This is a genomic window from Pseudomonas mandelii, from assembly GCF_002251635.1.
Taxonomy (GTDB): domain Bacteria; phylum Pseudomonadota; class Gammaproteobacteria; order Pseudomonadales; family Pseudomonadaceae; genus Aquipseudomonas; species Aquipseudomonas mandelii_B.
Window position 1 is genome coordinate 69,288 of the sequence record NZ_NMOJ01000048.1, and the last position, 21,520, is coordinate 90,807.

Annotated in this window: 19 protein-coding genes; 8 read left to right on the forward strand and 11 right to left on the reverse strand. The window is 60.4% G+C overall.

Annotated features, from left to right (window positions below; genetic code table 11):
• Window positions 1-21 precede the first annotated feature (21 nt).
• On the forward strand, window positions 22-2,967 hold the full coding sequence (locus B7L09_RS07270; protein ID WP_094468349.1) for an HD domain-containing phosphohydrolase: 2,946 nt from the start codon (window positions 22-24) through the stop codon (window positions 2,965-2,967).
• Here the strand turns inward: B7L09_RS07270 and B7L09_RS07275 are convergent, their stop codons facing one another.
• Together B7L09_RS07275 and B7L09_RS07280 are read right to left on the reverse strand one after the other, a co-directional pair.
• Entirely contained in the window at window positions 2,968-3,450 is a 483-nt protein-coding gene (locus B7L09_RS07275; protein ID WP_094468350.1) for a GAF domain-containing protein, read from the reverse strand.
• Window positions 3,447-4,337, reverse strand: coding sequence for an ATP-binding protein (locus B7L09_RS07280; protein WP_094468351.1), 891 nt, complete (start codon window positions 4,335-4,337; stop codon window positions 3,447-3,449). The genes B7L09_RS07275 and B7L09_RS07280 overlap by 4 nt, the downstream gene beginning before the upstream one ends.
• 168 nt (window positions 4,338-4,505) lie before the next feature.
• Here B7L09_RS07280 and B7L09_RS07285 point away from each other — a divergent pair, with 168 nt between their 5' ends.
• Window positions 4,506-6,827 carry a hybrid sensor histidine kinase/response regulator gene (locus B7L09_RS07285; RefSeq protein WP_094468352.1) on the forward strand — a complete coding sequence of 774 codons (2,322 nt, stop codon included), beginning with the start codon at window positions 4,506-4,508 and terminating at the stop codon, window positions 6,825-6,827.
• Here the strand turns inward: B7L09_RS07285 and B7L09_RS07290 are convergent.
• The 3 genes from B7L09_RS07290 to msrB form a co-directional block, all read right to left on the reverse strand.
• Window positions 6,811-7,272 carry a MarR family winged helix-turn-helix transcriptional regulator gene (locus B7L09_RS07290; protein ID WP_010461278.1) on the reverse strand — a complete coding sequence of 154 codons (462 nt, stop codon included), beginning with the start codon at window positions 7,270-7,272 and terminating at the stop codon, window positions 6,811-6,813. The genes B7L09_RS07285 and B7L09_RS07290 overlap by 17 nt on opposite strands.
• Window positions 7,269-7,754, reverse strand: coding sequence for a glutathione peroxidase (locus tag B7L09_RS07295; RefSeq protein ID WP_094468353.1), 486 nt, complete (start codon window positions 7,752-7,754; stop codon window positions 7,269-7,271). The genes B7L09_RS07290 and B7L09_RS07295 overlap by 4 nt, the downstream gene beginning before the upstream one ends.
• Window positions 7,755-7,951: 197 nt before the next feature.
• Window positions 7,952-8,347 carry a peptide-methionine (R)-S-oxide reductase MsrB gene (gene msrB / locus B7L09_RS07300; RefSeq protein WP_094468354.1) on the reverse strand — a complete coding sequence of 132 codons (396 nt, stop codon included), beginning with the start codon at window positions 8,345-8,347 and terminating at the stop codon, window positions 7,952-7,954.
• A gap of 227 nt (window positions 8,348-8,574) precedes the next feature.
• Between msrB and B7L09_RS07305 the strand changes: the two genes are divergently transcribed.
• Together B7L09_RS07305 and htpX are read left to right on the forward strand one after the other, a co-directional pair.
• A complete protein-coding gene (locus B7L09_RS07305; protein ID WP_094468355.1) occupies window positions 8,575-9,786 on the forward strand; it encodes a pyridoxal phosphate-dependent aminotransferase in 1,212 nt (403 codons plus the stop codon).
• A 316-nt stretch (window positions 9,787-10,102) separates the two neighbouring features.
• A complete protein-coding gene (gene htpX / locus B7L09_RS07310) occupies window positions 10,103-10,990 on the forward strand; it encodes a protease HtpX (protein ID WP_094468356.1) in 888 nt (295 codons plus the stop codon).
• Between the two features lie 134 nt (window positions 10,991-11,124).
• Here htpX and B7L09_RS07315 read toward each other — a convergent pair whose 3' ends face one another.
• A complete protein-coding gene (locus B7L09_RS07315) occupies window positions 11,125-11,781 on the reverse strand; it encodes a thiopurine S-methyltransferase (RefSeq protein WP_094468357.1) in 657 nt (218 codons plus the stop codon).
• Window positions 11,782-11,884: 103 nt separating this feature from the next.
• On the opposite strand from B7L09_RS07315, the gene B7L09_RS07320 reads away from it, so the two are divergent.
• Window positions 11,885-12,652 (forward strand): DODA-type extradiol aromatic ring-opening family dioxygenase, encoded by a 768-nt coding sequence (locus tag B7L09_RS07320; protein ID WP_094468358.1) that lies wholly within the window; start codon window positions 11,885-11,887, stop codon window positions 12,650-12,652.
• A 187-nt stretch (window positions 12,653-12,839) separates the two neighbouring features.
• Here B7L09_RS07320 and B7L09_RS07325 read toward each other — a convergent pair whose 3' ends face one another.
• Window positions 12,840-14,513 (reverse strand): DEAD/DEAH box helicase, encoded by a 1,674-nt coding sequence (locus B7L09_RS07325; RefSeq protein ID WP_094468359.1) that lies wholly within the window; start codon window positions 14,511-14,513, stop codon window positions 12,840-12,842.
• A 435-nt stretch (window positions 14,514-14,948) separates the two neighbouring features.
• Here B7L09_RS07325 and B7L09_RS07335 point away from each other — a divergent pair, with 435 nt between their 5' ends.
• Entirely contained in the window at window positions 14,949-15,740 is a 792-nt protein-coding gene (locus B7L09_RS07335; RefSeq protein ID WP_094468360.1) for a crotonase/enoyl-CoA hydratase family protein, read from the forward strand.
• Window positions 15,741-15,877: 137 nt separating this feature from the next.
• On the opposite strand, the gene B7L09_RS07340 is transcribed toward B7L09_RS07335, so the two are convergent.
• Window positions 15,878-16,633: a spermidine synthase gene (locus B7L09_RS07340; protein WP_094468361.1), complete on the reverse strand. Its 756-nt coding sequence runs from the start codon at window positions 16,631-16,633 to the stop codon at window positions 15,878-15,880.
• A 149-nt stretch (window positions 16,634-16,782) separates the two neighbouring features.
• Here B7L09_RS07340 and B7L09_RS07345 point away from each other — a divergent pair, with 149 nt between their 5' ends.
• Window positions 16,783-18,129 carry a class II 3-deoxy-7-phosphoheptulonate synthase gene (locus tag B7L09_RS07345; protein WP_094468362.1) on the forward strand — a complete coding sequence of 449 codons (1,347 nt, stop codon included), beginning with the start codon at window positions 16,783-16,785 and terminating at the stop codon, window positions 18,127-18,129.
• 87 nt (window positions 18,130-18,216) lie between these two features.
• Here B7L09_RS07345 and B7L09_RS07350 read toward each other — a convergent pair whose 3' ends face one another.
• Both B7L09_RS07350 and B7L09_RS07355 read right to left on the reverse strand, forming a co-directional pair.
• Window positions 18,217-19,446: a winged helix-turn-helix domain-containing protein gene (locus B7L09_RS07350; protein WP_094468363.1), complete on the reverse strand. Its 1,230-nt coding sequence runs from the start codon at window positions 19,444-19,446 to the stop codon at window positions 18,217-18,219.
• Window positions 19,447-19,510: 64 nt separating this feature from the next.
• Window positions 19,511-19,726, reverse strand: coding sequence for a DUF1127 domain-containing protein (locus tag B7L09_RS07355; protein WP_094468364.1), 216 nt, complete (start codon window positions 19,724-19,726; stop codon window positions 19,511-19,513).
• Window positions 19,727-19,822: 96 nt separating this feature from the next.
• Here B7L09_RS07355 and B7L09_RS07360 point away from each other — a divergent pair, with 96 nt between their 5' ends.
• Entirely contained in the window at window positions 19,823-20,677 is an 855-nt protein-coding gene (locus tag B7L09_RS07360; protein ID WP_094468365.1) for a LysR family transcriptional regulator, read from the forward strand.
• On the opposite strand, the gene B7L09_RS07365 is transcribed toward B7L09_RS07360, so the two are convergent.
• Window positions 20,667-21,416: a sulfite exporter TauE/SafE family protein gene (locus B7L09_RS07365; protein ID WP_094468366.1), complete on the reverse strand. Its 750-nt coding sequence runs from the start codon at window positions 21,414-21,416 to the stop codon at window positions 20,667-20,669. The genes B7L09_RS07360 and B7L09_RS07365 overlap by 11 nt on opposite strands.
• Window positions 21,417-21,520: the final 104 nt, after the last annotated feature.

Here is a 21,520-nt window from a genome sequence, read left to right on the forward strand (position 1 = left end):
ACCATCATGGAGAGAACCGCAATGCCCAGCCCACTGCGCCCGGATCAACGCCGGTTTCCCCTGCACATCCATATCAGTGTGATGTTCACCTTCCTGTTATTGCTGACCGGCGTGGTGCTGGGCATTTTCAACTATGGGCAAACCACGCAGATCATTCTTTCGAGCAGTGAGAAGCTCTTCAATCGCATCGAGCAAGATGTCCGCCTGGACCTGCAAGGCACCTATGAACCGATTCGCCATCTGCTGAGCCTGCTGGCGGACTACCCGGCGACCCGGGCAGCGAATCTGGAACAGCGAATGGCGTTGCTCCAGCCGTTCAGCCAATCGCTCAAGGACAATCCCAACCTGGCATCGTTGTATCTGGGCTACGGCAACGGTGACTTCTTCATGGTTCGCCCCCTGCGGACCACTGCCCTGAGAACCGAGCTGAAAGCCCCTGACACCGCAGCGTTTCAAGTCTGGAGCATCGAGCACAGCAGCAGTGGTCAGATCCGCTCTCAATCGCTGTTTTTTGATCAATCCCTGACACTCATCAACCGTCAGGACAATCCCGACGAAACCTACGATCCCCGCACCCGCGCCTGGTTCTCCAGCGCGAGCGGCGATATGGACCAGATCACCACCGAACCCTACGTTTTTTTCTCCACCCACAACGTCGGCACCACCCTGGCCCGGCGCAGTGGTGAAAACGCGGTGATAGGTGCCGACCTGACCCTGGCCGAATTGTCGGCCACCCTGGCCAAACACGTGGTGACGCCCCATACCGAAATCGTGCTGTTCGATGCCCAGGGTAATGCCATCGCCTACCCCGACAGTAACAAGCTGATCATCGACGACCAGACCGCTCGCCTGAACAAGGCTGCCGACCTGAGCCCCGGCCTCGGCGCCCTGCTCTCCAATCCTCCTGCCGGCAATCGGCTGGACGCCGCCGGGCGTCAATGGATCGTGGCGCGCAGCAGCATGATGGAGGGCGGCCCCCAGGGACTGCAACTGGCGCTGCTGGTGCCGGAGGACGAATTGCTCGCCGATGCCTACCGCATGCGTTGGCAAGGCGCGCTGATTACCCTGGCGACCTTGCTGTTGTGCCTGCCCGTAGGTTGGTTGACCTCCAGAGTCCTGGTCAAGCCCCTGCGCGCGTTGGTGGAGGAAGCCGATGCGGTGCGCAGTTTCAATTTCAACTTTCCGATCGGCCGCAGTTCGCCGGTGCTTGAAATTGACCAACTGGGCGTATCGATGGCGCGGATGAAGGACACCCTCGGCAGTTTTTTCCAGATCACCGATAGCTTGAGCGCCGAGACCCGTTTCGCGCCGTTGCTCCAGCGGGTGCTGTTTGAAACCGTGAAAATCGGGCAAGCCCAGGCCGGTCTGATTTACCTGCGCGAACGTGACAGCGATCGCATGGAGCCCCAGGGTCTGGTCATCAATGGTACTTCACAGGCATTGCCCTCGTTCGGTGTTCAGGGACATGAACTCCAGGATCCGCAAAGTCCACAGTGGCTTCAGCGGTTGTCGAACGCCGACAATATCGTGACCAATCTGGGTTTCGAACAGGCGGGGGATTTGCAGAAGGTGATGCTCGCGCTGGAATGCCCACGGGTGCACCTGATCGGCATCCGTTTGCACAATCGGCACAACGAAACCGTGGGCCTGCTGATCCTGCTTTTGACCGACAGCGGCACACAAAGCGACCTGGAAAAACTGCGCCCGGACCGCATCGCGTTTCTCCAGGCTGTGTCCGGCGCCGCGGCCGTGAGCATTGAGAGTCAGCGCCTGCAAACCAAACAGAAACAACTGCTGGACGCCTTCATTCAACTGCTGGCCGGCGCGATCGATGCCAAGAGCCCTTATACCGGAGGCCACTGCCAGCGAGTGCCGGAGCTGACCCTGATGCTTGCCCATGCGGCTGCCGCCAGTCAGGCCCCGGCCTTCAGCGACTACCAACCCACCGAAGATGAGTGGGAAGCCCTGCACATTGCGGCCTGGCTGCACGACTGCGGAAAGGTCACGACGCCTGAATACGTGGTCGACAAAGCCACCAAGCTGGAGACCCTGAACGACCGCATTCATGAAATCCGCACCCGTTTCGAAGTCCTCAAGCGCGATGCCTGGATCAATTATTGGCAGGCCATCGCCCTGGGCGGTGACGAGCAACACCTGGCCCAATTGCGCAATGCCAACCTGGCCGGGCTGGATGATGATTTCACCTTCGTCGCCCGCTGCAATCTGGGCGCCGAGGCCATGGCCGAGGCCGATCTGCAACGGCTGCGCAGCATTGCCCAGCGCAACTGGACCCGAACCCTGGACGATCGAATCGGTGTGTCCTGGGAGGAAAACCGCCGCCAGGCACGAACCCCGGCACCGACCTTGCCGGTCAGCGAGCCGCTGTTGGCGGATAAACCCGAACACCTGTTCGAACGCGCCGAAAGCGAGCTGATTCCGGAAGACAATCCCTGGGGTTTCAAGCTCGATGTGCCACGCTACAAATACAATCGGGGCGAGCTCTACAACCTGAGCATTTCCCGAGGCACGCTGACCCGCGAGGAGCGTTACATCATCAATCACCACATGGTGCAGACGATCCTGATGCTCAGCCACTTGCCCTTCCCCGGCCACCTCAACAACGTCGCGGAAATTGCCGGCGGCCACCACGAGAAAATGGACGGCACCGGTTACCCCAAACAGTTGAAGCGCGAAGAAATGAGCCTGCCGGCACGGATGATGGCGATTGCCGATATTTTCGAGGCGCTGACCGCCGCCGACCGCCCTTACAAGAAGGCCAAAACCTTGAGCGAAGCGCTGGGCATCATGGCCACCATGTGCCGTGACGCCCATATCGATCCGGAGTTGTTCGGCTTGTTCATCAACGCCGGCATCTATCTGCAATACGCCGACCGATTCCTCGATCCACGCCAGATCGATGCGGTCGACCCGTCAAGCCTGCTGGTCAAGGCCGGCTTGGGGGCGTGATCAGCAATCGGTCAGACGCAGGAAAATCGCCGCCAGTTGCTCGATACCGGCCTGGTCGTCAGCGGTAAACCGCGCCAGGCTCGGGCTGTCGAGGTCCAGCACGCCGATCAGGCGACCGTCCTTGACCAGCGGCACGACCAGCTCGCTGTTCGAGGCGCTGTCGCAGGCAATGTGCCCGGGGAACGCGTGAACATCTTCGACCAGTTGGGTCTGCAAGGTCGCCGCCGCCGTNCCGCATACGCCNCGACCGAACGGAATCCGCACGCAAGCGATCTGGCCCTGAAACGGGCCAAGCACCAGCTCTTCATTGCGATTGAGGTAGAAACCGGCCCAGTTCAAGTCGTCGAGCTGGCTATACAGGAACGCCGAAAACTGCGCGGCGTTGGCGATAAAGTCACGCTCGTCCGCCAGTAGCGATTCCAGCTGCGCCCATAACATGCCGTAACCGTCCAGGCCTTGGCCGCTCTTCTGTAAATCGATCATGCTTTGTGCTCCAACAGCTTCAGCCCCACCCAATAGCGGGCAAATTGATACGCGCAACGTCCATTGCGGTTGCCCCGGCCCGTCGCCCAGCGCACGGCGAGGATGTCCAGCTCTTCGTTACGCTGCCACTCAAGGCCGGATTTTCCGGCCAATTGCCCGATCCAGTGCTCGACGACGTCAAGGAAGTGCTCTTGAGTAAACGGATAGAACGACAGCCACANNCCAAAACGGTCGGACAGGGCGATCTTGTCTTCCACCGCCTCACTGGGGTGCANTTCGCCATCGACCCGTTTCCAGTTTTCGTTATCGCTTTCCTTCTCCGGCACCAGGTGGCGACGGTTGGAGGTGGCGTACAGCAAGACGTTATCCGGCGCCTGTTCGAGCGAGCCGTCGAGCACGCTCTTGAGCACGCGGTAGTCGCCTTCGCCCGACTCAAACGACAGGTCATCGCAGAACAGCACGAAACGCTGAGGCAGCCTGGCGATCTGTTCGACCACGCGCGGCAGGTCCGCCAGGTGATCGCGCTCGATCTCGATCAACCGCAGGCCGGCCTTGGCGTGCTCGGCCAGCAAGGCGCGCACCAGCGACGATTTGCCGGTGCCGCGCGAGCCCCAGAGCAGTGCGTGGTTGGCGGGCATACCGTCGAGGAACTGCTGGGTGTTGCGCCCCAGTTGCTCCACTTGGCGGTCGACACCGATCAGGTCGGACAACCGCGTGTCGAGGCTGACCTGCAGCGGCAGCAGAAACCCGCTGCGGCCCTCGCGTTGCCAGCGCGCGGCAAGGCATTGCGTCCAGTCGATGGCTTGCCGAGGTGCAGGCAAGAGCGGTTCGATACGGGCCAGAACAGCATCGGCGCGTTCAAGAAAAGCATTCAATCGGGAATCCACGTCTTCTCCTCGGGCACGTTCACAGTGATGATGGCACTACAGCGACGCAACACGGCATTCGGCACCCGGTTCATCCCTTGTTGCACAAGGGCTCGCGAGAACATCGGTATCCATGCATGATCGACTATGCTTGAGCAGCGAAGGGATACGGAAGTGGTTCAACACCCCATGGATATCAAGTTCACCCACCGGCTGTCATACAAACAAGCCAGGCTTACCGTGCTTGTCGGTTTCATTCTGGGCACGCTGCTCAGTCTGCTGCAAATNGGCATNGATTATGCCAGCGAAGACGCATCGATCAACCGTGAAATACGCTCACTGATCGAAATCAGCCATAACCCCGCGTCCCGTATCGCCTACAACATCGACGCCGAACTCTCCCAGGAACTGACCATGGGCCTGTTGCGCTCTCCGGCGATCGTCGGTGCGCAATTGACTGACAACAACGGCACCGTACTGGCCAGCGTCAAACGCCCGACCCTGCAAAGCAACTATCGGATGATCAGCGACTTCCTGTTCGGCGCCAACCGCCAGTTTGAAGACCGCCTCTACCTCGACCACTTGCCGAACGAATCCCTCGGCACCTTGCGACTGGAAGTCGATACCTACGCCTTCGGCAGCCGTTTCCTGCGCCGGGCCGAGGTGACGCTGCTCAACGGCTTCGCTCGCAGCCTGATTCTGACCGGCATCCTGTTGGCGCTGTTCTACGTGATGCTGACGAAACCGCTGGTGCGGGTCATCCGCGAACTCAGCGGGCGCGATCCCCGTAGCGCGGAACCGACCTGGCTGGAATACCCGAGCGGGCATAAAAACGATGAAATCGGTGTGCTGGTCAAAGTGGCCAACCAGCAGTTCGAAAACATCGCTACCGAAATCCAGCAGCGGCGCAACGCCGAAAACCGCCTGACCGACTACCTCGGGCAACTGGAAAACATCGTCTCGGCCCGCACCGCGGAGCTCAAGGCGATCAATGCCCGGCTCAGCCAATCCAACCAGGAGCTGGAAGTCGCACGAAGTACCGCCCTCGACATGGCCGAAGCACGCTCAGTGTTCCTCGCCAATATGAGCCATGAAATCCGCACACCGCTCAACGGCCTGCTGGGCATGATCGCGCTCTCGCTGGATGGCCCACTCAACGCCGAACAACAGCAACAGCTGTCCATCGCCCATGACTCGGGCAAAGTGTTGGTGGAATTGCTGAACGATATTCTCGACCTGTCTAAGTTNGATGCCGGCCAGCTTGAACTCGAACACATTCCGTTCGACCTCGGGTCGCTGATCGAAGACACCGCCAACCTGCTGTCGCAGAACGCCGCGCCCAGCGTCGAGTTGACCTGCCTGATCGATCCGCACTTTCCGGCGTTGGTCCTGGGGGATCCGACCCGCGTCCGGCAGATCGTCAGCAACCTGTTGTCCAACGCCCTCAAGTTCACCCGTTTCGGTCGGGTCGACGTGCGCCTTTCAACCTTTGAAGACGGCGTCAGAATCGAAGTCTGCGACACCGGCATCGGGATTGCCCAGGATGCTCAGGTCAAAATCTTCCAGCCTTTCACGCAGGCCGGCGCCGGCATTACCCGCCAATTTGGCGGCACCGGGCTGGGCCTGGCGCTGACCTATAACCTCTGCGAAGCGATGCAGGGGCGGCTGACCATCAGCTCGGAAGCGGGTTTCGGCAGCCAGTTCTGCGCCGACCTGCCGTTACCCTGCCACACCCGGGCCATCCCCCCGCAGCCTTTACCGGGCAAGGTCATTGCCATCACCGCGGCCAATAGCGGCCTGGCGGAACTGTTGAAAAACCTGTTGCCCGGCTGGGGTCTCGAGTATCAGCAACGTTCCATCGATGACTCGTTCATCGGCCTCGACCCGGACGTGCTGATCACCGACTGCCCCGAATGCCTGTTTGGCCTGCGCCCGACCCTCGACGCGCCTATCTTGCTGGTAACCGCCTATGGCAGCTTCATGCCGAGCGAAGAAGCGAGCGCCCTGGCGCCCCTGCAACAACAGGCACGTCCTTTGGCGCGCAATGCGCTTTACCAGACATTGCGCCGGGTGCTGCTGCCTGAAAGCAACCTGATCAACGGTGCCCGAGTCGAAGCCCTTACCCCCCAACGGCGCGGACGTGTCCTGCTGGTCGAGGACAACCCGGTCAATCAACTGGTGGCCAAAGGCATGCTCGGCAAACTCGGTTGCGAGGTGATCGTCGCCGCTCACGGTGCCGAAGCCCTGGATCAGCTTGAGCACAGCGAATTCGATCTGGTGCTGATGGACTGCAACATGCCGGTGATGGATGGCTATGAAGCCAGCCGACAAATCCGTCGCAGCGGGCGCTGGCCACAATTGCCCATCGTGGCCTTGACTGCCAACGCCATGTCCGAGGAACGCGAACGCTGCCGTGTGGCGGGCATGAGCGATTACCTGGCCAAGCCCTTTCGCCGAGAAGAACTGGCCGCGCTGCTCGACCTGTGGATACCGACTACGACAGCGCTTTGATTTGCCCCAGCAGGTGATCGAGACCGTCGCGCAGATCATGCAGGCGATCCAGATCGACGCCGCTGTCGCACAGCAACCGGGCCTTGAGCGGCCCGACCTGATCCCGCAAGGCCTTGCCGGTTGGCGAAAGACTCAGGTGCACTTCTCGCTCATCGCGCGCCGAACGCTGGCGCTGCACCAGTTGCAGCTGCTCAAGGCGCTTGAGCAACGGCGTCAGGGTGCCGGAATCCAGCGCCAGGCGTTCGCCCAGCGCCTTGACCGTCGGCTGCTCCGGCGCCGTCTCCTGCCATTCCCACAACACCAGCATCGCCAGGTATTGCGGATAGGTCAGGCCCAGTTGATCGAGCATCGGCTTGTAGGCGCGGATCACCGCCCGAGAAGCGGCATACAGCTTGAAGCAGAGCTGGCTGTCGAGCTTCAGCGAATCGACGGACAGCGTGTTCATTTGAGCAGGGCTTCGATCTCGCGGCTCAGGTCCTGCGGCTTGGTGGTCGGAGCAAAACGCTTGACCACCTGACCGTCGCGACCGATCAGGAACTTGGTGAAGTTCCACTTGATGCCCTTCGAGCCCAGCAAGCCGGGCGCCTGTTTTTTCAACTGCACAAACAGCGGATGAGCGCCGGCACCATTGACGTCAATCTTCTTGAACAGCGGGAAGCTGACACCGAAGTTCAGCTCACAGAACTCGGAAATCGCGCCTTCGTTACCCGGTTCCTGCTTGCCAAACTGGTTGCAGGGAAAGCCCAGTACCACCAGGCCTTGATCCTTGTACTGCTGCCAAAGTTGCTCCAGCCCCTTGTACTGCGGGGTGAAGCCACATTTGCTGGCGGTATTGACCACCAGGACAGCCTTGCCGGCGAAATCGGCCAAGGTCTTTTGCTCACCCTTGATGGTGGTCACCGGGATGCTCAGCAGGTTGTCGCTCATGGGTTTGGCTCGAATTGAAGGAACAAGCCCTGAACATAGCGAGCAATTCAATTGTGTGCAATTTAAATTGTGGGAGGGGGCACCGATCATCGGCAGCAGGCATGGCTTGCCTGCGACAGGGCCCTTTAGGCCGCTATCNTGCGACAGGGCCCTTTAGGCCGCTATCGCGGGCAAACCCGGCTCCCACACGGCTCGCATTACTCGCGCGGCACCAAGTCCAGGCACACCGAATTGATGCAATAGCGCAGGCCGGTCGGCGGCGGACCGTCGGGGAACACGTGCCCCAGGTGCGCATCGCACTTGGCGCAAGTGACTTCGGTTCGGATCATGCCATGGCTGACATCACGGATCTCGATCATCGCGCTGTCGGCAATCGGCGCGTAGAAGCTCGGCCAGCCGCAGCCGGAATCGAATTTGGTGTTGGAGTCGAACAGTGGCTCATTGCAGCAAATGCAGTGGTATACGCCATCTGTCTTGGTGCCATTGTACTTACCGCTGAAAGGTCGCTCGGTGCCCTTGAGACGGCACACGTTGTACTGCTCTGGATCGAGCATCGCCTTCCATTCATCAACGGTTTTCTGCAACTTTTCCATCGGTACACCTCGGCAACTGAAAAAGCCTGATCTGTGTCTTTTCCATGGATCAGGCGGCACGTATGATTGCGCCTCGTCAAAACGCCAGTCTGGCACCCNGACCACGCGCATTCAAACGGATTTATGGGTGCTGCATCTCAAGGCGTCAGGCCTGTGTGAATACGCAGGATTCCCAGTACGGTAGTTCATACGCCGCCTGGATCGTTCATTTTCGGGAACACATCGCCATGCAGGTCAGCAAATCGAACAAGCTCGCCAACGTCTGTTACGACATTCGCGGCCCAGTGCTCAAGCACGCCAAACGCCTGGAAGAGGAAGGCCATCGCATCCTCAAGCTGAACATTGGCAACCCGGCGCCCTTTGGTTTCGAAGCGCCGGACGAAATCCTCCAGGACGTGATCCGCAACCTGCCGACCGCCCAGGGCTACAGCGACTCCAAAGGCCTGTTCAGCGCACGTAAAGCGGTAATGCAGTATTACCAGCAAAAGCAGGTGGAAGGTGTCGGCATCGAAGACATCTACCTGGGCAATGGCGTGTCCGAGTTGATCGTGATGTCGATGCAGGCTTTGCTGAACAATGGCGACGAAGTGCTGGTGCCAGCGCCGGACTATCCGCTGTGGACGGCTGCCGTGACGCTGGCGGGTGGCCACCCGGTGCATTACCTGTGCGATGAAGGCGCCGACTGGTTCCCGGACCTCGCCGACATCAAGGCCAAGATCACCCCGAACACCAAAGCCCTGGTGATCATCAACCCGAACAACCCCACTGGCGCCGTGTATTCCAAGGAAGTGTTGCTGGGCATGCTCGAACTGGCACGCCAGCACAACCTGGTGGTGTTCTCGGACGAGATCTACGACAAGATCCTCTACGACGATGCTGTGCACATTTGCACGGGTTCCCTGGCACCGGACCTGCTGTGCCTGACCTTCAACGGCCTGTCCAAGTCCTATCGCGTGGCAGGTTTCCGCTCCGGCTGGATCGCTATCTCCGGTCCTAAGCACAACGCCCAGAGCTACATCGAAGGCATCGACATGCTGGCCAATATGCGCCTGTGTGCCAACGTGCCGAGCCAGCATGCGATCCAGACCGCCCTCGGCGGCTANCAGAGCATCAATGACCTGGTGTTGCCGCAAGGTCGCTTGCTGGAACAGCGCAATCGCACCTGGGAACTGCTCAACGATATTCCGGGCGTGAGCTGCGTCAAGCCGATGGGGGCGTTGTATGCGTTCCCGCGGATCGACCCCAAAGTGTGCCCGATCTTCAACGACGAGAAGTTCGTGCTCGACCTGCTGTTGTCGGAAAAGCTGCTGGTGGTGCAAGGCACGGCCTTCAACTGGCCTTGGCCGGATCACTTCCGTGTCGTGACCCTGCCACGGGTGGACGAGCTGGACATGGCCATCGGCCGGATCGGCAACTTCCTCAAATCCTACCGCCAGTAACCTGGACTTCACCGTGCGACGCATGCGTCTGTCGCACGGTGATCAATTCAGCAACATATCTTTGCGCCCCGCCAGACCTCACCGCCCTTATCGCTGACTCATGCCACGTTTCGTAGCCGCGCCTAACAAAGACGGGGCCTGAGACGCGAATTGTCTGTCAAACACGTCCGGCATCGCCGTCGGAATTGCCCTGCAAGCAGCTAGACTGTTGCCGTAGGACACAGTTTGAAATAGTCACTCGGTTGAATCACCCCAGGCCGCACCTTATATACCCCGCAGTACGCGACATATTAAGCATGAGGAGAACTCTACAACCATGATGCGCATCCTGCTGTTCTTGGCCACTAACCTGGCGGTCGTGCTGATTGCCAGCATCACCCTGAGCCTTTTTGGCTTCAACGGGTTCATGGCGGCCAACGGGGTTGATCTGAACCTCAATCAGCTGCTGGTTTTCTGTGCGGTCTTTGGTTTTGCCGGCTCACTGTTCTCGCTGTTCATCTCCAAGTGGATGGCAAAGATGAGCACCAGCACCCAGGTCATCACCCAGCCGCGCACACGTCACGAGCAATGGCTGCTGCAAACCGTCGAGCAACTGTCCCGCGAAGCCGGGATCAAGATGCCCGAAGTCGGGATTTTCCCCGCCTACGAGGCCAACGCCTTTGCCACCGGCTGGAACAAGAACGACGCGCTCGTTGCGGTGAGCCAGGGCCTGCTCGAACGTTTTTCGCCGGATGAAGTGAAGGCCGTCCTGGCCCACGAAATCGGCCACGTGGCCAATGGCGACATGGTCACCCTGGCGTTGATCCAGGGCGTGGTGAACACCTTCGTGATGTTCTTCGCACGGATCATCGGCAACTTCGTCGACAAGGTGATCTTCAAGAACGAAGAGGGCCGTGGCATTGCCTACTTCGTGGCGACCATCTTCGCGGAAGTGGTGCTGGGCTTCCTGGCCAGTGCCATCACCATGTGGTTCTCGCGCAAACGCGAATTCCGCGCAGACGAAGCCGGTGCCCGCCTGGCCGGTACCGGGGCAATGATCGCAGCGCTGCAACACCTGCGCTCCGAACAGGGCCTGCCGGTGCACATGCCCGACAGCCTGACAGCCTTTGGTATCAACGGTGGCATCAAGCAAGGCTTTGCACGCATGTTCATGAGCCACCCACCGCTGGAAGAGCGTATTGACGCGTTGCGTCGTCGAGGCTGATAGCTCTCGCACTACGCATTAAAAGAAAAGGCCCGCAGTGAATGCGGGCCTTTTTTTGTCTGCTGGTTTTGTGGTGTTCATTCGAACCCCATCGCGAGCTTGCTCGCGATGAGGCCAGTTAAACCACTACAAATCTATCGGCTGGAAACCCGATAAACCCGCTCTTCAAGCCGAGTAACACCGCTCTCGACAAATTTCCAGCTCTCGCCCAGCACATCCTGGTCTTCCAGAATCTTCAGCTCCCAGGTTGCCCCGAACAACCGTTGCACTTCGTCATCCAGCACGGCAAATGGCGGGCCTTCCTTCTGCGCCTGGTCGTAATCCAGGGTAATCAAAAGCCCCAGCGAATCTTTCGGCAGTATCCGCTTCAAATGCTCGGCGTACTGTTCACGCATGGTCGGCGGCAAGGCGATCAGCGCCGCGCGGTCGTACAGTGCGCTGCAATCGGCGACATCGCCGGCCGTCAACGCGAAGAAGTCGCCGCACCAGACCTCGATCGAACCCGCCCGATAGACCGTGAAAGGACCCTGGTCACTGACGTCCGGATCAAATTGATGCTCGTGAAAAAAGTCTTCCACCGCCTTTTCCGACAATTCGATGCCCAACACTTCGTGACCGCATTTAGCCAGCCAGAGCAGATCCAGGCTTTTCCCACATAGCGGCACCAGTACGCGCGCGCCCTCCTCCAGGCCCAGCTGCGGCCAGTAGCGTTGCAGATATGGATTCACTTCCGGCAGGTGAAAGCCGATCTGATTCGACGTCCACCGCTTGTGCCAAAACTCCGGCTGCATAATTAATCCTGAAAATTCGATCAAAAGGGGCTAAAACTTATATTAGATTTAGATCAATGATCTGATTGAAGATGAGCCCATCTTACCCCTCAGGAGCTCTTTCATGTTCCCCAGCCTCTACATATCCCATGGCTCGCCCATGTTGGCACTGGAACCGGGTGCCAGCGGGCCCGCCCTCGCTCGCCTGGCCGCCGAATTGCCGAAACCGAAAGCCATCGTGATTGTGTCGGCGCACTGGGAAAGCAACGAGCTGCTGGTCAGCGGCAATCCCCAGCCCGAAACCTGGCATGATTTCGGCGGCTTCCCGAAAGCACTGTTCGAAGTGCAATACCCGGCGCCCGGCAATCCTCAACTGGCTGACGAGGTGGTCGAGCTGCTGAAAGCCGGCAACCTGCCGGCACGGATTGATACCAAACGGCCCTTCGACCACGGCGTCTGGGTGCCTTTGTCGTTGATGTATCCGCAGGCCGACATCCCGGTGGTGCAAGTCTCGTTGCCCACCCGTGGCGGCCCGGCCCTGCAAACCCGNGTCGGCCANGCGCTCGCCGGTTTGCGCGAGCAAGGCGTGCTGTTGATCGGCTCCGGCAGCATCACCCATAACCTCCGCGAACTGGACTGGCACGCCGGCCCGGAAAGCGTTGAACCGTGGGCCAAGGTGTTCCGCGACTGGATGATTGAAAAACTCGCCGCCAACGATGAAGCCGCGCTGCACGATTATCGCGAGCAGGCGCCGAACGCAGTGCGCAACCATCCCAGCGATGAGCATTTGCTGCCGCTGTACTTTGCTCGCGGGGCTGGGGGGAAGTTCAGCATCGCCCATCAAGGTTTTACGATGGGCGCGCTGGGAATGGATATTTATCGCTTTGGCTGATCGGTAAACCGAGTCGCCCAGGCCAGGCACAAACAGCAGGCCAAAAAAATCCCCGAANCGAATGGATATTTATCGCTTTGGCTGATCGGTAAACCGAGTCGCCCAGGCCAGGCACAAACAGCAGGCCAAAAAAATCCCCGAACCAGTCGGGGATTTTTTATGTGCGATCAATCAGCCCAAGGGCGGATCAATCTTCGCGGTAGCGACGCAGCTTCAGCTGCTTACCGGCAACGCGAGTGTCTTTCAGCTTGGCCAGCAGTTTTTCCAGGCCGTCTTCCGGCAGTTCCACCAGGGAGAAGCTGTCACGGACCTGAATGCGACCGATCGCTTCACGTGCCAGGCCACCCTCGTTGAGGATAGCGCCCAGCAGGTTCTTGGCAGCGATGCCATCACGCGCGCCCAGCGCGGTACGGCAGCGAGCACGGCCTTCAGCCAATGGAACCGGAGCGCGACGCTCACGATCACCACGGTCTGGACGATCACCGGTACGCTCTGGACGATCACCGCGTGGCGCGTTGTTCGGNACCAGTGGACGTTCTTTCTCGATCGCGGCCAGGGTCAGCGCCTGAGCGTTGGTTGCCTTGCGCAACAGAGCAGCGGCCAGTGCACGCGGGGTGCAACCGATGTCGGCAGTCAGGCGATCCAGCAGTTCGCCGTGGGTCGATTCAGCATCAGCCACCAGCGGCGACAAGCTGTTGGTCAGTTTCTTGATGCGCGCATCGAGAACAGCCTGGGCATCCGGCAGGCGGACTTCGGCAACTTTCTGACCGGTAACGCGCTCGATCACTTGCAGCATGCGGCGCTCACGTGGAGTCACCAGCAGCAGTGCACGACCTTCGCGACCGGCACGGCCGGTACGGCCGATACGGTGAACGTAGGACTCTGGGTCGTACGGCATGTCAACGTTGAACACGTGGGTGATACGTGGAACGTCGAGGCCACGGGCAGCAACGTCGGTCGCCACAACGATGTCCAGACGGCCATCCTTGAGGGAGTCAATCACGCGCTCACGTTGGTTCTGGGCAATGTCACCGTTCAGCGCAGCGGCTTTGTAGCCTTTGGCTTCCAGGGCACTGGCCAGGTCCAGGGTCGCTTGCTTGGTGCGCACGAACATGATCAGGGCGTCGAAGTCTTCAACTTCCAGCAGGCTCAATACAGCCGAGGTCTTCTGGTCAGCGTGAACCAACAGGTGAGCCTGTTCGATCGCGGTAACGGTCTGAGTCTTGGTCTGGATCTTCACGTGTTGCGGATCGCGCAGGTGGCGTTCGGCAATGGCACGGATCGACTGTGGCAGGGTCGCCGAGAACAGTACGGTCTGACGGGTCGGTGGCAGTGCCTTGAAGATGACTTCCAGGTCATCCATGAANCCCAGNTTCAACATTTCGTCAGCTTCGTCCAGAACCAGGTGGTTCACGGTCGACAGGACTTTTTCGTCACGACGCAGGTGGTCGCACAGACGGCCCGGGGTGGCGACAACGATCTGTGCGCCGTTACGGATTGCTTTCAGTTGTGGGCCCATAGGCGCGCCGCCGTAAACGGCCACAACGGTTACGCCTGGCATTTGCTTGGCGTAGGTTTCGAAAGCGGTTGCTACTTGCAGCGCCAACTCACGGGTTGGCGCCAGGATCAGGGCTTGCGGCTCGCGCTTGGCAGGATCGATGCAATGCAGAATAGGCAGGGCGAACGCGGCGGTTTTACCGGTACCGGTTTGCGCCTGGCCAATCATGTCCTGGCCGGCCATGATGATCGGGATCGATTGCTGCTGAATAGCCGAAGGTTCTTCGTAGCCAGTCGCGATGACGGCAGCAAGAATGTTCGGGTTAAGATTAAAAGCGGCGAAGCCGCCGGTTTCCTGGGTCATGGGTCTGCCTCTAAGTGCATCCGCAAAGACCCATGCTCCAAAGCTGCGCATGCCGTGTTGAGACTCAAGAGTCGCCCTGGCTGCTTTGTCGGCGGGGATTTGCGAAAACGAATGAATGAAAAAGATTCGTCAAGGGAGAGTCCGCTGTGCGGACGTGCAGCCGAAGCTGACTTCGGGGAATTGCGCTACCTAAACGCGGCCCGGTTAAAGGCCGGCGCGCACTATACCGGAAATACCTGAAAAAGGGAGCATTATTTGTCGGAAAACTGACGTATACGCCGTTGTGTCACACGCTTTGCGGATAATCGTGCAACGGTCTATTTTTCAAAGGCCCGGCCCTGCTGGCGATGGCGCTAAAACGGTTCATCCTTGCGACCCAGACCCGCGGTCTTGACCAGCGGTCTGGCACACCCTTCCCGCCCGAGGAAATGCTCCATGAATCAGCCCGGCTCCAGTCGTGTCACCCGCGAACGACACGGTCATGTCCTGATGATCGGCCTGGATCGAGTGGCCAAGCGCAACGCCTTCGACCTCGATCTGCTCAACGCACTGAGTCTGGCCTACGGCGAGTTCGAGGCCGACAGCGAAGCGCGCGTGGCGGTGGTGTTCGCTCACGGTGAGCATTTCACTGCCGGGCTCGACCTGATCAATGCCAGCGCTGCCCTGGCTGAAGGCTGGCAAGCACCGCCCGGCGGTTGCGATCCGTGGGGCGTGTTTGCCGGGCCCCGGGTGAGCAAACCGGTGATTGTCGCCGCGCAAGGCTACTGCCTGACCATTGGCATCGAGTTGATGCTGGCCGCGGACATCAACCTCTGCGCCAGCAATACCCGTTTTGCCCAGAAGGAAGTGCAGCGCGGGATCTTTCCCTTCGGTGGCGCCACGTTGCGCCTGCATCAAGTCGCCGGCTGGGGCAATGCCATGCGCTGGCTGCTGACCGGCGATGAATTCGATGCTCACGATGCGTTGCATCTGGGGTTGGTGCAGGAAGTCATGGCCAGCGAGGATCTGCTGCCACGCGCGATTGAGCTGGCTGAGCGAATTGCCCGGCAGGCGCCGCTGGGGGTTCAAGCGACGTTGATGTCGGCCCGACAGGCGCGTTACGAAGGGGAAACGGCGGCGGCGCAGGGGTTGCCGGCGCTGGTGAAGAAGTTGCTGGCGAGTGAGGATGCCCGGGAAGGTGTGCGGTCGATGATCGAGAAGCGACCGGGCGTTTTCAAAGGGCTTTAGTCTTGTGTTGGCTTTGAAGGCCCCATCGCTTGCTCCCGTTGGGCTGCGTAGCAGACCCAAACTCTTCGCGATGCCTGTTTTGTGAGTGCTGAGCACTCAAGCGGGAGCAAGCTCCCTCGCCACNNCAGTGAAGACAACTAAGTCGCCGGCCGAATAGCCTTGATCAACGCCTGCAACGAATACCCCAACCGCGGCGCCAGCGCTTCGGCACGGGACGACAGCGCAGGCAGGTCCAATTCCTGATCAAGCTCCGAAGGCACCAGCAGAATCACATTGCCCTCCTTCACCGGCAGCTCCCAGTAATGCCGGTGATAAAGCCCGCGCAACAACGCAGCACCCAAGGGCTTGCCGTCGTCGGTGGCCCATTGATTGATCACCAGCCAGCCGCCCGGGTTCAAGNTCTTTTGGCAGTTTTCCAGAAAGGTCCAGGCCAGATGCCCGACGCCCGGGCCAACATCGGTGTACAGGTCGACGAANATCAGGTCCGCCGGTTCAGCGGTATCGAGCAACTCCAGCGCATCGCCGACGCGGATGTACAACCGCGGATCGTCATCGAGCCCCAGGTATTCGATGGCCAGACGCGGTACGTCGGGGCGCAACTCGATGGCTTCGACGTCTTCCAGCGGCAGGAACTTGAGGCACGCCTGGGTCAGCGTGCCGGCGCCAAGGCCCAGGAACAGCGCGCTTTCCGGCTGCTCATGGCACAACGCACCAATCAACATTGCACGGGTGTAATCGTACTCGAGCCAGCTCGGGTCAGCCGTGAACACGCAGCTCTGCTCGATGGCATCACCGAACTCGAGAAAACGGTAATCGGCCACTTCCAGCACGCGAATCACGCCGAACTCATCCTGTACCTCGGCGAGCAGATGCTCGACGCGCTCCTCAGTCATTTCGTCTCCAGATCGTCGCCGACCCCGGCAACGCGATAAACCGCAACATTAAGCGGCAAAGGCGCGATTGTCCGCGAAGCAAGCGGAACAGGTCACGCACTAATTTGCTGATAACATGAACGTCCGAGCGTAAAACAACCGAGACCGTGATGAGCCAACCCTGGAGCCCCGATAGCTGGCGCGCCCTGCCGATCCAGCAACAACCCCAGTACCCGGACGCTGCACACTTGCTGCAAGTGGAGCAGAACCTGGCCAGCTACCCGCCACTGGTGTTTGCCGGGGAAGCCCGCGAGTTGCGCCGTCAGTTTGCCGAAGTGACCCAGGGCCGCGCGTTCCTGTTGCAGGGCGGCGACTGCGCCGAGAGCTTCGCTGAGTTCTCGGCTGCAAAAATCCGCGACACCTTCAAGGTGCTGCTGCAGATGGCGATTGTGATGACCTTCGCCGCCGGCTGCCCGGTGGTGAAAGTCGGGCGCATGGCCGGCCAGTTCGCCAAGCCGCGCTCGGCCAACGATGAAACCATCGACGGTATTACCCTGCCCGCCTACCGCGGCGACATCGTCAACGGCATCGGTTTCGATGAAAAAAGCCGCGTGCCGGACCCGGACCGCCTGCTGCAGTCCTATCACCAGTCCACCGCCACGCTTAACCTGCTGCGCGCGTTTGCCCAGGGCGGTTTTGCCGACCTGCATCAAGTGCACAAGTGGAACCTGGACTTCATCGCCAACTCCGCGCTGGCCGAGAAGTACAGCCAACTGGCGGACCGCATCGACGAAACCCTGGCCTTCATGCGCGCCTGCGGCATGGACAGCTCGCCGCAGCTGCGCGAAACCAGTTTCTTCACCGCCCACGAAGCGCTGCTGCTCAANTATGAACAAGCCTTCGTGCGCCGCGACAGCCTGACCAACGANTACTACGACTGCTCGGCCCACATGTTGTGGATCGGCGATCGCACCCGTCAGTTGGACGGTGCCCACGTCGAATTCCTGCGCGGGGTCAACAACCCGATCGGCGTCAAGGTCGGCCCGAGCATGAACCCGGAGGACCTGATCCGCCTGATCGACATCCTCAACCCGGACAACGANCCAGGCCGCCTCAACCTGATCGCGCGCATGGGCGCAGGCAAGGTCGGCGACCACCTGCCCAACCTGATCCGCGCCGTGCAGCGTGAAGGCAAGCAGGTGCTGTGGAGCTCGGACCCGATGCATGGCAACACCATCAAGGCCAGCAGCGGCTACAAGACCCGCGACTTTGCGCAGATTCTTGGCGAGGTCAAGGAGTTCTTCCAGGTGCATCAGGCCGAGGGCTCGTATGCCGGCGGGATTCATATCGAGATGACCGGGCAGAACGTTACCGAATGCATCGGCGGCGCACGGCCGATCACCGAAGATGGCTTGTCGGACCGCTACCACACCCATTGCGACCCACGGATGAATGCCGATCAGTCGCTGGAACTGGCGTTCCTGATTGCCGAGACGCTGAAGCAGGTTCGACGCTAAACCGCGTCGCCCCCATCGCGAGCAGGCTCGCTCCCACAGGATTCGCGCNGTCACTGTGGGAGCGGGCTTGCCCGCGAAGGCGTCAGGTCAGCCACCACCAATCTGTGCCAACGCTACTCGCAACCGCGCCGCACTCGCCCGCGGGCAATTCAATTGAACCTGCTCAAGCCCCAGCCAATCCGCCATCTGCCGCAGATTGACCGCCAACGCCAACATCCCCGCCTCGTCCAGCCCTGACTCCTCTTCATGCACGGCATGCACCGCCAGCCGGCCCAACGCTCGTTCGGCGCGCAGGTCCACACGCGCAGCGATCCGTTCGTTGTGCAAAAACGGCAGCACGTAGTAGCCGTACACCCGTTTTGCCTGCGGGGTGTAGATCTCCAGCCGATAGCGGAAACCGAACAGACGCTCGGTGCGGCTGCGCTCCCAGATCAGCGAATCGAACGGCGACAGCAATGCACTGGCCACGACCTTGCGCGGCACTTTCGGCTCGGGCAAGCAGTAGGCCGGTTGACGCCAGCCCTGAACCTCGCAGGCCAGCAACTCACCCGCCTCCACCAATTCCGCCAGACGCGGCCGGCTGTCTGCCGGGTTCAGGCGGAAATAATCGCGCAGGTCCTTTTCCGTGCCAACCCTCAATGCCGTCGCGGCATGCAGCAACAGCCCCCGCTGAGCCTCGGCTTCACTGAGCAACGGCTGCTGCAGAACCGCCGAAGGAATCACCCGTTCCGGCAGGTCATAAAGCCGCTCAAAACCACGCCGCCCGGCGACGGTGACCAGGCCGGCGGCGAACAGCCATTCGAGCGCATGTTTTTCATCACTCCAATCCCACCAGGGCCCCGCCCGTTCCTGACGAGTCGACAAGCTTCCGGCCCCCAGTGCGCCGAGTTCCTGAACCGAGGCCAGCACCCGGCGAATCGTGTCCTGCTGCTCGCGACCGAAACGCGCCAGTTGCTGATAGATGTCTTCGCCGCGCGTCGCACGCTGCATGCGCCAACGCATCAAGGGGTACATCGACATAGGCAGCAACGAAGCTTCATGGCCCCAATATTCGAACAACGTGCGACGTCGGCCCTGACTCCAGGCAGCCTGATCAAGCAAATCGGGGGAGTAATTTCCGAGGCGGGAAAACAAGGGAAGGTAGTGCGAACGCACCAACGCATTGACCGAGTCGATCTGCAGAATGCCCAGCCGTTCAATCAGCCGGTTGAGCTGAACCGGTTTGATCGCCGCTGGCGGTTGCCGCCCGTTGAACCCTTGGGCGGCCAGCGCCAGACGTCGAGCCTGTTTGTTGGAAAAGGACAGCGTTGCGGGCATGAATACCTCCGTGTCTGCTCGCAACCTACCTCACCAGAGAGGGGTTTGTGTAGCGATGGCCTCATCATTTATGCATCGGATCATCCCAGAACGGCCTGATCGACTCATGTTCCACATCGGCACGACTCACGCCAATGTCCTTCAATGCTTCGTCGCTCAAACTCGCCAGCAGCTCGCGCTCACGGTGAAGTTCGTACCAGCGACTAAACTTGTGCAACAGATCGGAGACCGCGTGGATTGAGAATTTTTCTTCCGTTACATGCTCGTTATGACCTTTCATCTTGTTGCCCTCCTTTAGGGATGGCTCAAGTCTCGCCTCAGCGCTAAGATCAATCCAACGAATGTTTCTGATGGTAACCATCTCGGAGATTGATGGATGTCGGCGTACCCCAGTATCGATACGGATGTGCTGCGCACCTTCGTCGCCATCGCCGATCAGGGCGGGTTTACCCGTGCTGGCGAGCTGGTCAATCGCACGCAATCGGCGGTGAGCATGCAGATGAAGCGCCTGGAAGAAGACGTGCTGCAACGCAAGCTATTCGAACGTGANGGCCGCCAGGTNAAGCTGACCGCCGAGGGCCAGGTATTGCTGGGTTACGCGCGGCGCATCCTCAAACTGCACAGCGAAGTGTTCAACACCCTGCGCGAGCCCCATATGGTCGGATTGGTGCGCATCGGTACGCCGGACGATTACGTGATGCGCTTCCTGCCGGGGATTCTGTCGCGCTTCGCCAAGTTCTACCCGCTGATCCAGATCGAGGTTCACTGCGAATCAACCAAGCAACTGTTGCAGCGCCAGGACCTGGACTTGTCGATCGTCACCCGCGAGCCCGGTACTGAAATCGGCCAGTTGCTGCGCAAGGAGCGTTTTGTCTGGGCCGAAGCACAATGCTTCAACGCCCACGAGCAGACGCCGCTGCCCCTGGCGATGTTCAACAGTGATTGTTTCTGCCGGCTGTGGGCGTGCAATGCGCTGGACGCCATGGGTCGCGACTACCGCATTGCCTACAACAGTTCGAGCCTGTCGGCGTTGATGGCCGTGGTCAGTGCGGGCCTCGCGGTGACCGCGCAACTGGAAAGTCTGATCACACCGGACATGCGCATCCTGGGAGAAGCCGAAGACCTGCCGCTGTTGCCGGAAGCCTGCATCATGCTGGTGCGCAACCTGCACAACCCGTCACCGATCACCGAGTGCCTGGCCGAGTACATCCTCGAAGGCTTCAAACTTTAAAGGTCAGCATCACCGCGCACACCGCCAGGAAACCGCAGAACAGCCCGCGCAATAGCCGCTCCGGCATGGCGTGGGCGATCTTCACGCCCCAGCTGATGCTCATCAACCCGCCGGCGGCCAACGGCAACCCGATCATCCAGTCCACTTGGTGATGCACGGCGTAGGTGACCAGGGTGACGCCGGTGCTGGGCAACGCCAAGGCCAGGGACAGGCCTTGGGCGACCACCTGGGAGGTGCCGAACAGGCTGGTCAACACCGGCGTGGCGACCACCGCACCGCCAACCCCGAACAACCCGCCCATGGTGCCGGATGCCGCGCCCAGCACACCCAGCCATGGCCAGGAATAACGCATCTGGGCAGAGGCCGGCGCGTTGGCGGTAAACATGCGCACCAGGTTGTAGGCCGTCAGGGCAATCAGGAACGCGACAAAGCCCACGCGCATGGTTTGCGCGTCCAGGCCGACTGCCCAGATCGAGCCGAGCCAGGCGAAGCAGAAGCCCATGACGCCCAACGGTAGCGCGTGGCGCAGTTCGATGCGGTTGCGCTGGTGGTAACGCCACAGGGCCAGCATTACGTTGGGCACCACCATCACCAGCGCCGTGCCTTGGGCAAGCTGTTGATCGAGGCCGAACAACACGCCCAGCAACGGAATCGCGATCAAGCCACCGCCAATGCCGAACAGCCCGCCGAGTGTTCCCAGGGCTGCGCCGAAGACCAGATACATCAAGAACTCAATCACAGGCGATTTTCCTTTTGTCAGGCTGATCATCCTACGCAGTCGACGCTGGCGGGGAAACGCACAGCAACGCACAATGGCTATGCCAACTTCGCATAAGCGCTGAC

What these genes read in the sequence shown, in the direction of transcription:
- htpX (WP_094468356.1), top strand. Translation starts at nt 10,103, where the DNA reads ATGATGCGCATCCTGCTGTTCTTGGCCACTAACCTGGCGGTCGTGCTG.
- B7L09_RS07315 (WP_094468357.1), bottom strand. Translation starts at nt 11,781, where the DNA reads ATGCAGCCGGAGTTTTGGCACAAGCGGTGGACGTCGAATCAGATCGGC.
- B7L09_RS07295 (WP_094468353.1), bottom strand. Translation starts at nt 7,754, where the DNA reads ATGAGCGACAACCTGCTGAGCATCCCGGTGACCACCATCAAGGGTGAG.
- B7L09_RS07270 (WP_094468349.1), top strand. Translation starts at nt 22, where the DNA reads ATGCCCAGCCCACTGCGCCCGGATCAACGCCGGTTTCCCCTGCACATC.
- B7L09_RS07290 (WP_010461278.1), bottom strand. Translation starts at nt 7,272, where the DNA reads ATGAACACGCTGTCCGTCGATTCGCTGAAGCTCGACAGCCAGCTCTGC.
- msrB (WP_094468354.1), bottom strand. Translation starts at nt 8,347, where the DNA reads ATGGAAAAGTTGCAGAAAACCGTTGATGAATGGAAGGCGATGCTCGAT.
- B7L09_RS07350 (WP_094468363.1), bottom strand. Translation starts at nt 19,446, where the DNA reads ATGCCCGCAACGCTGTCCTTTTCCAACAAACAGGCTCGACGTCTGGCG.
- B7L09_RS07335 (WP_094468360.1), top strand. Translation starts at nt 14,949, where the DNA reads ATGAATCAGCCCGGCTCCAGTCGTGTCACCCGCGAACGACACGGTCAT.
- B7L09_RS07355 (WP_094468364.1), bottom strand. Translation starts at nt 19,726, where the DNA reads ATGAAAGGTCATAACGAGCATGTAACGGAAGAAAAATTCTCAATCCAC.